This is a genomic window from Neobacillus solisequens (assembly GCF_051233465.1).
Taxonomy (GTDB): Bacteria; Bacillota; Bacilli; order Bacillales; family Cytobacillaceae; genus Neobacillus.
On record NZ_JBKFGJ010000030.1, the window covers coordinates 1 to 16,534 of the forward strand.

The 16,534-nt window shown below is 39.0% G+C and carries 17 protein-coding genes; 1 reads left to right on the top strand and 16 read right to left on the bottom strand.

Features of this window, described 5'->3' with window-relative positions; genetic code table 11:
- Positions 1-27: 27 nt before the first annotated feature.
- The 10 genes from rplI to ACI3K6_RS22625 form a co-directional block, all read right to left on the bottom strand.
- The gene (gene rplI / locus ACI3K6_RS22580; protein ID WP_435556583.1) at positions 28-474 is read right to left on the bottom strand and encodes a 50S ribosomal protein L9; all 447 of its coding nucleotides are present in this window, start codon (positions 472-474) and stop codon (positions 28-30) included.
- The gene (locus ACI3K6_RS22585) at positions 471-2,444 is read right to left on the bottom strand and encodes a DHH family phosphoesterase (RefSeq protein WP_335479433.1); all 1,974 of its coding nucleotides are present in this window, start codon (positions 2,442-2,444) and stop codon (positions 471-473) included. Before ACI3K6_RS22585 ends, rplI begins: the two co-directional genes overlap by 4 nt.
- Positions 2,445-2,471: 27 nt before the next feature.
- Entirely contained in the window at positions 2,472-3,416 is a 945-nt protein-coding gene (locus ACI3K6_RS22590) for a YybS family protein (RefSeq protein ID WP_435556584.1), read from the bottom strand.
- A 127-nt stretch (positions 3,417-3,543) separates the two neighbouring features.
- Positions 3,544-3,783 (bottom strand): 30S ribosomal protein S18, encoded by a 240-nt coding sequence (rpsR, locus tag ACI3K6_RS22595; protein WP_007088219.1) that lies wholly within the window; start codon positions 3,781-3,783, stop codon positions 3,544-3,546.
- Between the two features lie 46 nt (positions 3,784-3,829).
- On the bottom strand, positions 3,830-4,339 hold the full coding sequence (gene ssb, locus ACI3K6_RS22600; protein WP_335479437.1) for a single-stranded DNA-binding protein: 510 nt from the start codon (positions 4,337-4,339) through the stop codon (positions 3,830-3,832).
- Between the two features lie 64 nt (positions 4,340-4,403).
- On the bottom strand, positions 4,404-4,691 hold the full coding sequence (gene rpsF / locus ACI3K6_RS22605) for a 30S ribosomal protein S6 (protein WP_335479439.1): 288 nt from the start codon (positions 4,689-4,691) through the stop codon (positions 4,404-4,406).
- Positions 4,692-4,845: 154 nt separating this feature from the next.
- Positions 4,846-5,946 (bottom strand): redox-regulated ATPase YchF, encoded by a 1,101-nt coding sequence (gene ychF, locus ACI3K6_RS22610; protein ID WP_335479441.1) that lies wholly within the window; start codon positions 5,944-5,946, stop codon positions 4,846-4,848.
- A 145-nt stretch (positions 5,947-6,091) separates the two neighbouring features.
- Entirely contained in the window at positions 6,092-8,101 is a 2,010-nt protein-coding gene (locus ACI3K6_RS22615) for a molybdopterin-dependent oxidoreductase (RefSeq protein ID WP_435556585.1), read from the bottom strand.
- Positions 8,102-8,182: 81 nt separating this feature from the next.
- Positions 8,183-8,380, bottom strand: coding sequence for a DUF951 domain-containing protein (locus ACI3K6_RS22620; RefSeq protein WP_335479446.1), 198 nt, complete (start codon positions 8,378-8,380; stop codon positions 8,183-8,185).
- A 13-nt stretch (positions 8,381-8,393) separates the two neighbouring features.
- The gene (locus tag ACI3K6_RS22625) at positions 8,394-9,278 is read right to left on the bottom strand and encodes a mechanosensitive ion channel family protein (protein ID WP_435556587.1); all 885 of its coding nucleotides are present in this window, start codon (positions 9,276-9,278) and stop codon (positions 8,394-8,396) included.
- A gap of 175 nt (positions 9,279-9,453) precedes the next feature.
- Between ACI3K6_RS22625 and yyaC the strand changes: the two genes are divergently transcribed.
- Positions 9,454-10,068 carry a spore protease YyaC gene (gene yyaC, locus ACI3K6_RS22630; protein ID WP_435556588.1) on the top strand — a complete coding sequence of 205 codons (615 nt, stop codon included), beginning with the start codon at positions 9,454-9,456 and terminating at the stop codon, positions 10,066-10,068.
- Between the two features lie 42 nt (positions 10,069-10,110).
- Here the strand turns inward: yyaC and ACI3K6_RS22635 are convergent, their stop codons facing one another.
- The 6 genes from ACI3K6_RS22635 to mnmG all read right to left on the bottom strand — a co-directional run bounded on the left by ACI3K6_RS22635 (position 10,111) and on the right by mnmG (position 16,514).
- Entirely contained in the window at positions 10,111-10,830 is a 720-nt protein-coding gene (locus ACI3K6_RS22635) for a DUF554 domain-containing protein (protein WP_435556589.1), read from the bottom strand.
- A gap of 118 nt (positions 10,831-10,948) precedes the next feature.
- Positions 10,949-11,809: a ParB/RepB/Spo0J family partition protein gene (locus tag ACI3K6_RS22640; RefSeq protein ID WP_435556590.1), complete on the bottom strand. Its 861-nt coding sequence runs from the start codon at positions 11,807-11,809 to the stop codon at positions 10,949-10,951.
- On the bottom strand, positions 11,802-12,563 hold the full coding sequence (locus ACI3K6_RS22645; protein ID WP_335479457.1) for a ParA family protein: 762 nt from the start codon (positions 12,561-12,563) through the stop codon (positions 11,802-11,804). The genes ACI3K6_RS22640 and ACI3K6_RS22645 overlap by 8 nt, the downstream gene beginning before the upstream one ends.
- A gap of 305 nt (positions 12,564-12,868) precedes the next feature.
- On the bottom strand, positions 12,869-13,723 hold the full coding sequence (gene noc / locus ACI3K6_RS22650) for a nucleoid occlusion protein (RefSeq protein WP_435556591.1): 855 nt from the start codon (positions 13,721-13,723) through the stop codon (positions 12,869-12,871).
- Between the two features lie 160 nt (positions 13,724-13,883).
- Entirely contained in the window at positions 13,884-14,600 is a 717-nt protein-coding gene (gene rsmG / locus ACI3K6_RS22655; RefSeq protein ID WP_435556592.1) for a 16S rRNA (guanine(527)-N(7))-methyltransferase RsmG, read from the bottom strand.
- 18 nt (positions 14,601-14,618) lie between these two features.
- A complete protein-coding gene (mnmG, locus tag ACI3K6_RS22660) occupies positions 14,619-16,514 on the bottom strand; it encodes a tRNA uridine-5-carboxymethylaminomethyl(34) synthesis enzyme MnmG (RefSeq protein ID WP_435556593.1) in 1,896 nt (631 codons plus the stop codon).
- Positions 16,515-16,534: the final 20 nt, after the last annotated feature.

The following is a 16,534-nucleotide window of genomic DNA, read 5'->3' on the forward strand; positions in this document are numbered from 1 at the left end:
ATTATTTGATATTTGAACTGGCAAATTTTATTTTACTTCCATTACATGGACAGTAAGGGTCGCCGTAACATCATGATGGAGCTTTACAGGAACCTTGGTATGTCCAAGTGTACGAATCGGTTCAATCTCCATTTTGCGCTTATCAATTTTAATTCCATGCTTTTTTTGCAGTTCTTCTGCAATTTGTTTTGTTGTAATCGAGCCGAACAGTCTACCGCCTTCTCCGGCTTTTGCTGTTAACTCGACTGTTGTTTGGTCTAGAGTTAATTTGAGTTTCTTTGCTTCTTCCAATTCTTCAGCAGCTTCTTTTTCTTGTTTTTTCTTCTGAGCATCCAAAGAACTCATATTTGCAGTTGTTGCCTCAACAGCCAAACCTTGTTTTAGTAAAAAGTTATGAGCATAGCCATCAGCTACATTTTTAATTTCGCCTTTTTTTCCTTTACCTTTTACATCTTTAAGAAAAATTACTTTCATTCTTTATTACTCCCTTCCAAATAATCATCAATTGCCTGTTTTAATTGTTGTTCCACCTCAGAAATGGTCAGTCCAGATAACTGAGTGGCTGCATTCGTTAAATGCCCTCCGCCCTGAAGGCTTTCCATAATGACCTGGACATTGATATTTCCAAGTGATCTAGCACTTATTCCAATGATGCCTTCATTACGCTTCGAAATGACGAAAGAGGCAAGTACATCTTCCATCGTCAGCAATGTATCCGCTGCTTGAGCTATGATTACTTGATCATTAATATCCATTTCGCCGCCTCTGGCAATTGCAATTCCATCCCGATAAAAAGTGACGGATTCAATTAATTTTGCCCTTTTTATATATGTATCCACGTCTTCTCTTAAAAACTTTTGAACGAGAACGGTATCAGCACCATGGGCTCTTAAATAAGAAGCAGCGTCAAATGTTCTTGAACCAGTCCTTAGCGTAAAACTTTTCGTATCCACAATAATCCCTGCTAACAGGGCAGTTGCTTCAACTACTTCTATTTTACTGCGTTTTGGTTGATATTCCAAAAATTCTGTAACAAGTTCTGAAGTAGAAGAGGCATAAGGCTCCATATAGACAAGTAACGGGTTATGAATAAAGTCCTCGCCTCTTCTGTGATGATCAATGACGACAACATGGTCAATTTTATTTAGTAGCCGCTCTTCCATCACAAGGGAAGGTTTATGTGTATCAACAATCACCAGCAATGTTTTATCAGTGGATATTTCAATTGCCTCTTCGGGTCCAATGAAGCGGGAATAGAGCGTCTCCTGATTGCGGATTTCATCCATTAACCGTCGTACACCACTTTCCATTTCCTGCTGATTGACGACAATATAGGCATCCTTCTGGTTCATTTGGGCCACTTTATAAATCCCAATACTAGCTCCAATGGAATCCATATCAGGATTTTTATGCCCCATTATTATCACTTTGTCGCTTGCCAAAATTAAATCTTTAATGGCATGGGCAATTACACGTGCTCGGACCCTGGTCCGTTTTTCAATTGGATTTGTTTTTCCACCGTAAAATTTCACTTTACCATTGGGGAATTTAATCGCAACCTGATCCCCGCCTCTACCTAATGCTAAATCAAGGCTAGATTGGGCAAGACTACCCAACTCCGGCAAGGATAGTACACCTGTCCCCACACCGATACTTAAGGTAAATGACACATTTTGTTTCGAAGTCATTTCTCTTACATCATCAAGAATTGTAAACTTATTTTTTTCAAGCTGATGAAGAATTCCTTCATTAAAAACAGCAATAAACCGTTCTGAAGAAACACGCTTCAAAAAGATTCCGTTATCATTTGCCCACTTATTCAATATGGATGTTACCAAGTTATTAATGCTGCCGCGCATTTGGTCATCCATTCCTTGAGTCAGGTCATCATAATTATCTAAAAAGATTGTGGCAATGACGGTACGTTCATCCTGATACATTTTTTCAATCTCAGCCTGCTCGGTCACATCAAAAAAGTAGAGGAGCCGCTCCTCACGTTTATGAATGACTCGGAACTTTCGGTCATGAAGAGTGATAATTTCTGTATCTGATTCTTGTTTAATGACTGGAATTAAATGATCTGCAACATCATAGATGGATCGGCCCACAAGCATATCTTCATCGAAACAGGAGAGCAAGTAAGGATTCGTCCATTCAATATAGTACTCATCATTAATTAGCATAATCCCAATCGGCAGCTCCAACAGGGCTTCCTCACCGACTTTTTTTACCCGATAGGAAAGAGTTGAGATATACTCCTCCATTTCCTTCCTTTGCCGCTGTTCAATGACAAACATATAATACAGAGGGAAAAGCATTAATAAAAGACCAGCAAGGCTTAATATCCGATTATATAGAAATAGGATAATAAGCAGTACCACTGTAACGCCTACTAACCCATAAAAAGGATAACGAATAGACCGCTTTTCTAAAAATGCCGGCATTGTTTCAGCTCCTAAAACCAGTAGTGATTACTCTTTTTTCTCGAACCTTTTTCGTAAATCAAAACCTAAATCAATTATACCTAATATCCCTATAATATAAAGAAAAATTGGAACGATAAATGCAAGAATTGCCAACGTAATGGATACACCCTTTGACATTCCCTTTAAGTCAAAGAAGAAAAACAATAAGGTGTATCCTTGGAAAATCATAAGAAACTGTAAGATGTATGTAAGGTTGATTAATGCTGCATATAAAAACGTCCCTTGATGCGGATTAAGAATAATGCTTGCTGCCAAGGTAATCAAAAGGTACCATAGGATACTTTTAGGCAGCTTCATATCCTTTAACGAACTCCACATCCCGACTTGAATTCCAAATCTCTTTATAATTGGGAAAGACACTAATTGAATAATGAGTACAAAAAATAAAGAACCAATCACAAATAAAGTAGGAACTAATGTATTTAAAAGTGATAATGCATGATTAAACTGTTCAATTGTTTTATCTGCCTGGGCACCCTGTCCTAGTTTTTTCAGCATCTCTGCCGACATATTGATGGATTCCTGCAATGCTTTTATGGATTCTTGAATAATATCCATATGGAAAAATACAACCGTGACCGCATAGATTCCTATAATATTTACTAAAAAGACAAGGGTACTGGCTACTGAAATGGTGATTCTGCTTTTTTTTCTTTGAATTAAAAACCCCATAACTGCACCGGTTGTAGCAAAAGGTAAGGCAATGGGAAGGGCTTGAACGGATCCCACTATTAGTGAAATGAGAATAGACGCGACAACAAAAACTGCGCTCCATTTCCAATCATTTTTTGCAGCAAACATGATAAATGGAATAGCTATAAAGAAATTTACAATCATTCCTAACAACGGAATGTAAATTGTTATTAATAAAAGGACAGCAAAGATGGCTAAAAGCATAGCTCCTTCTGTCAGCTTACGGGCATTTTTCATTATTCCACCCCTAAATAAAACCTTTTCTACTTAATTTTCACTACTATAAGATGACTATACCATCATATAAAGAAAAGGCAGCAGGGAAGTACCCGACTGCCTTTTCGTCTATAATCTCTGCCTGTGATTATTCACCTGCAACAAATGGTAATAATGCCATTTGACGCGCACGTTTGATAGCAACTGTTAATTTACGTTGATATTTAGCGCTAGTTCCAGTTACACGACGTGGTAAAATTTTACCGCGCTCAGAGATGAATTTTTTTAGTAAATCAACATCTTTATAATCGATGCGAGTGATTCCGTTTGCTGTGAAATAGCAAACTTTACGACGTTTAGCACGTCCGCCTTTACGTCCTCCTGCCATGGAAATTCCCTCCTTTATAATTTAAAATAACCGTTCATTAGTTTACTTAGAACGGAAGATCATCGTCAGAAATGTCGATTTGACCGCTTCCTGCAAATGGATCTTCATCCATCCTCGTAAACCCTTTATTTTGGTTTTGGCGTTGATTCTGATTACCGCCACCTCCATAAGGAGATCCTTGGGGTTCCCTTGGTGGTGCGCCGAAATAATCATTGTCGCTTCTATTGCCAGATGCACTTTTAGGCTCTAAAAACTGCACACTTTCAGCCAATACTTCTGTCACATATACACGTTTTCCGTCTTGACCTTCGTAGTTGCGAGTTTGAATTCGTCCATCGACGCCTGCCAAACTACCCTTTTTCAGGAAGTTGGCTACATTTTCAGCAGGCTTTCGCCAAACAACACAATTAATAAAGTCTGTTTCGCGTTCACCCTGCTGATTTGTAAAGGTGCGATTAACGGCTAGAGTAAAAGTTGCCACTGCAACACCGCTTGGCGTATAACGCAATTCTGGATCTTTCGTTAAACGACCAACCAGTACGACACGATTTAACATCAGAATCAACTCCTTTTCTGCATGAACGTTTCACGTGAAACACTCAATGCGGATTGTATATCAATTAAGCTTCTTGTTTAATTACGATATGACGAATGATATCTTCGTTGATTTTAGCAAGACGAGCAAATTCTTGAACTGCTGCAGACGAAGATGTCGTTTTAACGATTTGGTAGTATCCGTCACGGAAATCATTGATTTCGTAAGCAAGACGGCGTTTACCCCAATCTTTTGTTTCAGCTGCTTCCGCGCCATTGTCAAGAAGAATAGTGTTGAAACGTTCAACTAAAGCCTTTTTTGCTTCATCTTCAATATTTGGACGGATGATGTACATGATTTCGTACTTATTCATCACTGTCACCTCCTTTTGGTCTAAGCGGCCCGATTCTGGGCAAGGAGCAATTATTCATTACTCACAAGTTGAAATTATAACATAGTTATTTAAGAAAAGCAATGTCCAGTCAAAATAGGAAAAAGCAGGCCCTTATGAACCTGCTTCCCATAAATTAGACGTTAAAACGGAAATGCATAACGTCGCCGTCTTTTACTTCGTATTCTTTACCTTCTAGTCTGACTTTTCCTGCTTCTTTGGCAGCAGTGTAGCTTCCTGCAGCAAGGAGGTCATCATATGATACAGTTTCTGCGCGAATGAATCCACGCTCGAAGTCAGAGTGAATGACCCCTGCACATTGTGGTGCCTTCATGCCTTTTTTAAAGGTCCAAGCACGCACTTCCTGAACACCCGCTGTAAAATAAGTGGCTAAGCCCAGTAAGGTGTAGGCTGCACGAATAAGCTGATCAAGCCCTGATTCTTCGATACCAAGCTCTTCAAGGAACATTTGCTTTTCTTCCCCTTCAAGCTCCGCAATTTCCTCTTCAATTTTGGCACAAATCACAATAACTTTGGCATCTTCTTTATCTGCATATTCACGAACCTTTTGAACATATTCATTTTCAGATGAATTAGCCACATCATCCTCACTAACATTAGCTACATATAGAACTGGCTTAATTGTTAAGAGATGTAAACCTTTTACAAGTTTCATTTGTTCATCCGTAAATTCTACTGCTCGTGCTGGTTTTTCTTCTTCGAAAGCAGAACGAAGCAACGAAAGAACCTCAAATTCAGCAGCCGCTTCTTTATCCTTTTGTTTAGCTAGTTTTTCAACACGGCCAATACGTTTTTCGACTGATTCCATATCTGCAAGGATTAATTCTAGATTAATCGTTTCGATATCAGAAATAGGGTCGACTTTACCGGAAACATGGGTAATATTTTCATCTGCAAAACAACGGACTACCTGACAAATCGCATCTACTTCACGAATATGGGAGAGGAATTTGTTTCCTAATCCTTCACCTTTGCTGGCACCCTTTACAATACCGGCAATATCGGTAAATTCAAACGCAGTCGGGACCGTCTTTTTTGGCTGAACCAATTCAGTTAATTTTTGTAGACGATGGTCTGGAACCTCTACGATCCCAACGTTAGGGTCAATGGTACAAAATGGATAGTTTGCGGATTCCGCGCCTGCTTGGGTAATTGCATTAAATAAAGTAGATTTACCAACGTTCGGCAAACCAACAATCCCTGCTGTTAAAGCCATTCACGTTCACTCCTTAAAAAATAAATATATCTATATAAAAAAACGTATATCAATAGACAAGTCTTTCACAATTATAGGCATTTGTCGGTAAAAAAACAAGGAAATTTACAGGCGGACATAAAGAATGACTGATACCAAAACGGCATCAGTCATTTGATTTTTCGAGATTGACCAAACAGTCATATAATGTACTGCCGAGGCCATTATCAGATTCCTGGCTAGAAGTCAGGTTATTGACTGAACCGCCGTATCTTTTCCAAATTCCCTCATCAATATTAATGGTGTTAGGATGTGCTTTTAATAAAATCGAAACCTGTCCTTTCACTTCACCGCGGTCATTCCATACCCTCACGGCATCACCATCATTCAGCCCTAACTGCTCTGCAATATTCGGAGCAATTTCTACTTTCAGTTTTACCTTTCCCTTTAATATTGGATAATTCTGAGAGTGATTAGAACGCAAAGGATGAATGGTCAGTAAACTATATGGATATTTCTCGGCTCGTTTGGAATTAGACCACTTCGATTCATCTGGAACCGCTAATGTCAACAGCCCTGACTTTCCTTTCGATTGCCCAATAAGAGAGGTAAATTCATATTTTCCGGATGGTGTAGGAAACTGATAATCCTGCCAAGGAATTTTATGAACCGGTAATTCCATAGTAGTGTGCGCTTTAAATATTTCCAAGGTGATACCATGTTTCTCTAACGGCTTGAGTGTCATCTTTAACCAGTCTTCTCTAGAAAAATTAAAATCCTGTTCAAATCCCAACCGTTTTGCTAACTGTTTCCAGATCCATAAATCAGATTTAGCCTCACCGGGGGCCTCGGCTAATTTAGGTCCATAATTCACGTAATGATGATACATCGAAGAGTAATAGAAATCATCTTCTTCAAAAGCAGTAGTAGTGGGGAGGACATAGTCTGCTAACTTTGCCGTGTCTGTCATATATTGCTCGATCACTACCAGTGTTTCAACCGATGAGAATGCTTTCTCGACCACAGCAGAATCGGGAACTTGCGTAACCGGGTTACCGCATGTCACGATAATCATTTTAATTGCAGGATCGACAACTTCCAAGACACATTCTGCTTGCTTCATGATGGAAAACTGGCGATGTGCTGTCCGTTTATTCACTGCTGTTAATTCATCAAAAGCAAAGTTTTGTCCCACTTGGAGGTTGGCATAATTTGCTCCGCCGCCGGCAACGCCAATATTACCGCTTACGGCAACTAAGGCGTCGATCAGACGAATGGTGTTACCGCCGTTTTTATACCGCTGCAGGCCTAACCCCATATAAGTTGCCGTTGGTTTATCAGCATATAGATAAGCTAATTTTGTCATTATTTCACTTGGAACTTCCGTCATTTTACTAATTTCTTCTAGAGAAGTTTTGTTTAGAAGTGAAAGGAGGTCTGGAAATCCATAAGAATATTGTTCGATAAACCGGCGATCCTCTAAACCAAGTCGAAGCATTTCTTTCATGATACCTGCAGCCAGTAAACCATCCATACCGGGTTTAATGGAAATATACTCATCTGCTATTTTTGCTGTTGCGTTATAGATTGGGTCAATTACATAGAGCTTGGCACCCTGTTTCTTGGCTTCCAACAGCTTTTCATAAAAATGCATATTGGTTCTAGAAACGTTTCTTCCCCATATAACAATGTTTTTACTGTTGTAAATATCATTAGGCTCATGACTCCAAGCATTACCGAAATCCCATTTTTGCGCCTCAATGCCTGATCCCCAACATAAGGATCCGTAAAGCTCAGTCACACCGCCATAACAATTAAAAAAGCGTTGATCAAGGTTTTTTAAGATGCCATTGTTTGCATAATCATGACTGTGCATGACTGCTGTTGTACCATACTTTTCTTTTATTTCTTGTAGTTTGGCAGCAATTTCATCAAGCGCCTTTTCCCAGGAAATCTGTACAAACCTTCCGTTTTCCTTTTTCAGAGGGTGCAGCAAGCGTTCTGGAGAATTAGCCCTTGTTTCCAGCATTCTTCCGCGGCCACAGATTTTCCCTTGGGTAATTGGATGTGTTGGATCTCCATCAACTTTCACTACTTTGTCATTTTCTACTGTTACCAAAAATCCACAGCTGTCCCAGCAATTTAATGGACATGCCGCTTTTTTTACAGTTGCCATTCTCTTGACCCCCAAAAAAAGTCATTCTATATCTAGATTTCTATAAAGGATAATACATTTTTTAAAAAAAGAAGCATGAAATTATTCCTCATGCTTCACCAAAATCTTCTTCATTTTCCTTGAGAATTCTCTCCTTGGGATTAACACACTATGCCCGCAGCCTTCGCATTTAATTCGAATATCCATACCCATGCGAATGATTTTCCACCGATTAGCTCCACATGGATGCTGTTTTTTCATCTCAACTACGTCATTTAATCCATATTCCTTTTCTTCCATCACTGCCCCTCCTCTATACATTCAATCCTTTCGATTGTTCACCTTCACGTGCAAAAGTGACCAGTCTTGGATACGGAATTTCAATTCCATGTTCGTCTAAATGCATCTTAACATCCCGACGAATTTTCCTTGCAACAGCAAATTGCTTCATCGGCTGTGTTTCGGCAACTATTCGTAAAATTACTTCTGAAGGTCCTAAATTTTGAATTCCCAGCAAAGCTGGTTTTTCCACTAATTCATCATACTGGTCCTGCATATGTTCAAGTAATTCCTCAATTACCTTTTCTGCCTTTTCGATATCCTCTTCATAAGCTATTCCCACATCTACAACAGCAATACTATTATTCAAGGAAAAATTTGTAACTTGGGTAATACTGCCGTTAGGAAGAATATGAATTTCACCTGTCCAATTTTTAAGTTTTGTCGTTCTTAAGCCAATAGCCAAGACGTCTCCTTCAAATTGTCCTACCCGAATATGATCCCCTACAGAAAATTGATCCTCAAAAATGATAAAGAAACCAGAAATAATGTCCTTCACTAGACTTTGTGCTCCAAAACCTACTGCTAAACCGATGATTCCTGCTCCAGCAATGAGTGCCTTTACATCAATTCCTAGCACAGAGAGGACCATCATAAACGCAATAAAGTACACCACATATGAAAGAACATTATCTAGCAGCTTTAATAAGGTTCCCTCTCTTCTTTCATTTGTCCTAAGGGGGGAAATTTCTCTGATTTTAAAAATGTTATGGATCATCAGTTTCCCAATTCTAATTAAAATATTGGCAATTATAATTATAGCAAATATTTTTAAAAGCCCTTCACCTAAATTCAACCATGTATCTTCATTTTGGAATTTGTCGACGATCTTCTTTAATCCTTTTTCTGTTAAAGTCATGGGAAACCCCTTCCTTCTACCTACTATAAAAATCAAATCTATTTTAACAAATTTCATGGCCTACCACGTAGCATTATGATTTTTCCATTTTCTATCAACGACTATGTATAGATTTTCAAAATTTTCCGTATACTATTTAAAAAACGCACTTGAGATGAGTTTAGGAGTGGACGGTATGAATTTAAAAGCAGGTTTTTTTAATAGAAAAGATCAAACCCGGATTTCCCATGATGAGGAATTTGCTGCAGAAAATCTTGCAACTCAAATTTTATCCTCCATTCCAAAAGTGACAAGACGCCCTATTGTATTTGTATGCATTGGTACTGACCGTTCAACTGGTGACTCGCTTGGGCCACTTGTCGGAACTCTATTGGAAGAGAAAAAATTAAAAGCATTTAATGTATACGGAACATTAGATGACCCCATTCACGCTGTGAATTTAGCAGAAAAACTTTCTCAGATTCATGCTATGCATCTCAACCCGTATCTTATTGGAATTGATGCTTGCTTGGGGCAGGTAAAGAATGTTGGAGTTATTCAAATTGGTAATGGGCCAGTCAAACCTGGTGCTGGAGTAAATAAGGAATTGCCTGAGGTTGGAGATATACATATTACTGGAATTGTTAATGTTGGGGGCTTTATGGAGTTTTTCGTCTTGCAAAACACACGTTTAAATCTTGTTATGAAAATGGCTAGGACCATTGCCAATGGGATTCATCATGCCAGCCTTCTTTATCCAGGGCAAGTTGTTTCGAATTACAAGTGGATTGAAGAGGAAAAGACAAATTAAAAGGATCGAACCATTTAACCGGTTGATCCCTTTTTTGTTATATTAGAATAATTGATGATAATGATATAAAATCGTTACAATGATGCCAGTAACCACGATGCCAGGGAGGAGGTTAGCCACTTTTATTTTGGTTAATCCGGTAAGGTTCAAGCCAATGGCAAAAATCATGATTCCACCTGTTGAGGTCATTTCAGTAATAAATTGATTCATCAACGTACTGGGTACGAAGCGATCAATCTGAGTTGCGAACAGAGCAATTAACCCTTCATAAAGTACAACAGGTACCGCAGAAAAAATAACGCCAATCCCCAGAGTAGTTGTCAGAATCAAGGAGGTAAATCCGTCAATCATCGCTTTCGTATATAATACAGAATGATCGCCTCTAATGCCGCTATCAAGTGCACCAATAATCGCCATTGCCCCAATGACAAAAATTAAGGTTGCTGTAACAAACCCTTCGGCAATACTGCCTTTTCCTGTAGATGTAGAGCCAACCTTTTTCTCAAGCCAAAGCCCTAAATCATTTAGCTTATCCTCTAATTTTAATAGCTCGCCCATTACCGCTCCAGTCACCAAACTAATGATGACAATAAGGAAATTCTCACTTTTCAAGCCCATCTGCAACCCTAAAACCATTACAGATAACCCAATTGCAAACATGACGGTTACCTTCATACTTTCTGGGATTTTGTGTAAAAACTTCCCTAAAAGAGTGCCAATAACAATCAGCAGCCCATTCACTAATGTGCCTAATAAAAACATGTTCCTTTTCTCCTTTTTTCGCCTCTCGAAATGATATTAGTATTAAACTACCATTTTTCCATTAGATTGAACAGGAAAAAAAATAACCATCTTATTGATGGTCTTGTCGACAATGGTTCTATTGTGAATGATCATGGTCGAGTAATTCTAAAATTCGTTCCAAATCCTCTGGAGAGAAAAATTCTATTTCAATTTTCCCCTTCTTTTTATCTTTATTGTGTTTAATACTAACAGATGTTCCAAACCGTTCTCTTAAGGTATGTTCACGTTCCACAATAAACACATCTTTTCTAACTTCCGGTTTTTTTGTTTCACGTGAAACATTCTCATTTAGCTGTTGGATCCATTTCTCTAATTGTCGAACATTTAATGATTCTTGAATAATTTTATCTACGACCATGGAAAGCTTAGCCTTTTGCCGTAACCCTAATAAGGCACGACCATGTCCCATAGAAATTTTGCCTTCTGAGATGAATTCTTGAATTTTCGGCGGAAGGGATAACAAACGAATATGATTAGCTACATGAGGTCTGCTTTTCCCCAAACGTTTCGCTACTTCTTCTTGGGTCAGTTTTAACTTCTCCATTAAAGTTTGATAGGCTTGTCCTTCTTCAATCGGATTTAAATCCTCCCGCTGGAGGTTTTCCAGCACAGCCAATTCCATCATCTGTTGTTCAGAAAGAGTCCGAACAACGGCAGGGATTGTTTCAAGCCCAGCTTCTTTCGCCGCACGATAACGGCGCTCACCAACGACAATTTCATACCCTTTAATACTTTTTCTCACTACAAGAGGCTGCAGGATCCCGTGCTCTATAATGGAAGCTTTCAACTCATCAATCGTCTCCTGCTGGAAGACTTTTCGCGGTTGATAAGGGTTCGGACGAAGTTCCTGAAGTTTGATTTCTTGAACTGCCTCTTCCTTACCAGCTTCCACATTAGTAAAAAACGCATCAAGGCCCTTTCCTAAACCTCTAGCCATTCGCGACCACTTCCTTTGCTAAATCTAAATATACTTCTGCTCCACGGGACTTTGAATCATAAGTAATAATGGGTTCCCCATGGCTTGGAGCCTCACTTAGACGCACATTTCTTGGAATAATGGTTTTATATACTTTATCCTGGAAGTATTTTTTGACTTCCTCAATAACTTGAAGACCGAGATTGGTTCTCGCATCCAACATGGTTAATAATACGCCTTCAATTTTTAAATCTTGATTTAAATGTTTTTGCACCAATCTTACTGTGTTCAGTAATTGACTTAATCCTTCTAAGGCGTAGTATTCACACTGAACAGGGATAATTACTGCATCTGACGCCGTTAAAGCATTTAAAGTCAATAATCCTAATGATGGCGGGCAATCAATAATAATATAATCGAATTGTTCTCTTACTTCTTCAAGAGCTCGTTTTAATCGTACTTCTCTTGAGATTGTTGGAACAAGTTCAATTTCTGCACCGGCCAATTGAATTGTTGCAGGTAAAGCATAGAGATTTTCTACAGCTGTAGGTCTAATCACTTCTTTTGCCTCAACATCATCTACTAAAACATCGTATATGCATTGGTCTACTTCAGCTTTTTCAATACCTACTCCGCTGGTTGCATTTCCCTGCGGGTCGATATCGACGAGTAAAACACGTTTGCCTATATAAGCCAAGCAGGCGCCCAGGTTGACAGAGGTAGTCGTTTTTCCGACTCCGCCTTTTTGATTTGCGATAGAAAGGATCTTACCCACGATGTCACCTACCCTTACATTCTCTAAAAATATAATTCTTACATTCTATCAAATTAGTCATAATACGATGTAATTTGGAATGATAGAAAGTAAAAATTCCATTTCTCTATTTTATCATGAAATGGACAGGATTGAATTTTTTTTCTAAAAATATTCCATATGTCATGGAATCATCTGTTGAAGAATGTAGACTTGGTAGATTGGCATTTGATTTCCGCTCCAATCAACTGGTGTATTGAACAAGGAAAATGCTTTTATATAAAAAAATAAAACCAAACAAACTAGTTGTCTGGTTCTTCATAAAGCTATTTTTTCTTTGGAATTTTAATGGTAAATTGGTAGAAGTCGTCAAATTCTTCTTCTTCTGCGTCAAGGTTGATGCCGCTGTCGGAGACCATGGTAAGTGATTGACGAATGGTATTGACGGCGATTCGCATATCTTTGCTGAATGCCTTACGTTTTGGTTTCGGTGCAGCATTTTTTTGTTCCAGCAGTTTTACTACCCTGTCTTCTGTTTGTTTGACATTTAAATTTCTCTCCATTATTTCTGCAAGTAAGGTGGCCTGTTTTTCAGGATCCTTTAATGGAATTAATGCTCGTGCATGTCGTTCAGTAATGGCCTTATTTAATAGAGCATCCTGTACTTGCTGCGGCAATTTAAGCAGCCTCAATTTATTAGCAACTGTCGATTGACCTTTACCGAGACGTTGAGCCAATGCTTCCTGCGTTAAATTGTGAAGTTCCAGCAATTTTCCATAAGCAATTGCTTCTTCAATAGGAGACAGCTCTTCTCGCTGGAGATTCTCAATTAGAGCAACAGAGGCTGTTTCCGTATCCGTCATATCCTTAACAATTGCCGGCACTTCGGTCCAACCAAGCTTTTTCATTGCCCGCCAACGGCGTTCACCGGCAATAATTTCGTATTGGTCGACAGCAAATTCTCTCACTACAATCGGTTGGATAATCCCATGTATATGAATGGTTCTAGATAATTCCTCTATTTTTTCCTCATCGAACACGGTTCGCGGTTGAAAACGGTTAGGAACAATATGATTAATTGGTATTTTTTTTATTTCATCATTTTTTATCTCATTTTCGAGCTCAATGGTTTGCTCTTCCTTATCCCCAAGGCCAAAAAAGCGTGTAAATGAATTCTTCATCCCCAACACCACCTTAACGAAACTCCCTAATAATTATTCTCTATACCAATACACTTTTCCTGCCAAGGATACCATTTTTGCACTGAAATTGTTAGCCCTAATATTTTTGGTATTTCCTAAGGAAAATTTGGGCTTTTTCTAGAAAAATGGAAGTCCTATCCTATTCTATTGGCGATTTACCCGGTGTTCCCGGCTTCCGTGGATACTTCTTAGGGGTCTGCTTTTCTTTTTTTATGATAATAATGGACCGATCAGACTCTTCAAAAGGCAGAGTGAAGGTAACCTTATTTTCCACTTTACCACCAAGAGTGGAAATGGCCTTTTGAGCAGTAGTTAACTCCTCATCAGCACTTGCCGCCTTCATGGCAAGAAAATGACCCCCTACCCTTGCAAGAGGAAGACAAAGTTCACTTAAAACAGACATTCTGGCAACTGCCCTTGCTGTAACAACATCAAATTTTTCCCGATATGTTGGATTAACTCCAAAAGTTTCAGCACGGTCATGGACAAATTGAACATTATCTAATTTCAGTACACTGGCAAGATGGTTTAAAAACATTATCCGTTTGTTAAGTGAATCAACAATCGTCAACTTCATATCTGGGAAGATAATTTTTAACGGGATACTAGGAAAACCGGCACCCGCCCCCACATCGCAAAGATGGAAGGGCTTTGTAAAATCGAAATAAAATGCTGCCGTAATGGAATCATAAAAGTGCTTTAAATAAACATCCTCTTTTTCAGTGATGGCCGTTAAATTGATTTTTTCATTCCATTCAACAAGAGTATGGTAGTATAAATCAAACTGTTCTAATTGTGTGCCAGTAAGTTCAATTCCTTGATCTTTGAGAGCTGACTCAAATTGTTCTATATTCATTCTATGTTCCTCACAATATTATTGATTGGCAATTCGCGCGATTCGGCCTTGTTCTAAATATACAAGTAAAATGGAGATATCCGCTGGATTAACTCCAGAAATCCTAGATGCCTGTGCCAGTGACAGCGGTCGGATTTTTTTCAGTTTTTGCTTTGCTTCCGTCGCCAATCCGGAAATTGCATCATAATCAATATTTTCTGGGATTTTCTTATCTTCCATCTTCTTTAACCGCTCTACTTGCTGCAATGACTTTTCGATATAGCCTTCATATTTAATTTGGATTTCTACCTGTTCCTTTACGTCCTCATCTAACGGAATTTCAGACCCCGCAATGGGCTCTAATAATTCGTAAGTCATTTCCGGACGTTTTAGTAAATCGGAAGCCCTGATTCCATCCTTTAATTCACTGCCCCCTATTTTTTTTATCAATTCCTGCAATTCAGTATTTGACGGTTTAAGGATCGTGGATGTTAATCTCTCTTTTTCGGTCTCAACCGCTGCTTTTTTTGCCAAAAATGCACTGTAACGCTCTTCTTTAATTAATCCAATATGGTGGCCAACTTCGGTTAACCTTAAGTCAGCATTATCATGGCGCAATAATAAACGATACTCCGCTCTTGAGGTTAATAATCGATATGGTTCATTTGTTCCTTTTGTTATTAAATCATCAATTAATACCCCAATATAGGCATCAGAACGGCTTAAAACAAGTTCTTCCCGTTCAAGTGAATTTAATCCAGCATTGATTCCGGCCATTAAACCTTGTCCTGCCGCTTCCTCATAACCTGAAGTTCCGTTAATTTGTCCTGCAGTATAGAGATTTTTAACAACTTTTGTTTCGAGAGTCGGCCAAAGTTGAGTTGGGACAATCGCATCGTATTCGATGGCATAGCCAGCTCGCATCATTTGGGCATTTTCAAGGCCAGGGACTGTTTTTAGAATTTGTTTTTGGACATCCTCTGGTAAGCTGGTTGATAATCCTTGAACATAGACTTCCTTCGTATTTCTACCTTCCGGCTCCAGAAAAATTTGGTGACGTGGCTTATCATTAAATCTGACAACCTTGTCTTCAATGGATGGGCAGTAACGTGGGCCCGTTCCTTTAATCATTCCTGAATACATCGGGGACCGATGCAAATTATTATCAATTAATTGATGAGTATACTCATTAGTATAGGTCAACCAGCACGGAAGCTGATCTGTAATATACTGAGTTGTTTCGTATGAAAACGCACGCGGTTCCTCATCACCAGGTTGAATTTCCGTTTTACTGTAATCAATCGTATTACTATTGATCCTAGGTGGTGTACCCGTCTTAAAACGAACAAGTTCAAAGCCCAGATCTTCTAAATGCTCTGAAAGCTTGATAGATGGTTGTTGGTTATTGGGACCGCTAGAGTATTTTAATTCGCCTATTATAATTTCTCCGCGTAAAAAAGTACCGGTTGTAATGACAACAGTTTTAGAATGATACACTGCACCTGTCTTGGTAATAACCCCTTTACAAACACCATCTTCAACAATCAATTGCTCTACCATACCTTGAAGCAAGGTTAAATTCGATTCTTCCTCCAAGGTCTTTTTCATCTCGTGTTGATAGGCAAATTTATCTGCTTGGGCCCTTAAAGCGCGGACCGCAGGGCCTTTTCCCGTATTAAGCATTCTCATCTGAATGTAGGTTTTATCTATATTTTTTGCCATTTCTCCGCCAAGGGCATCAATCTCTCGGACGACAATCCCTTTGGCTGGTCCACCTACTGAAGGATTACAAGGCATAAAGGCAACCATATCCAGATTGATGGTAATCATTAAGGTCTTCGCGCCCAGTCTCGCTGCCGCGAGGCCCGCCTCGCAGCCAGCATGCCCAGCTCCGACGACAATGACGTCATAATTTCCTGCTTCATATTGCTGCATTTCGGTTGTTCCTCCTTTTC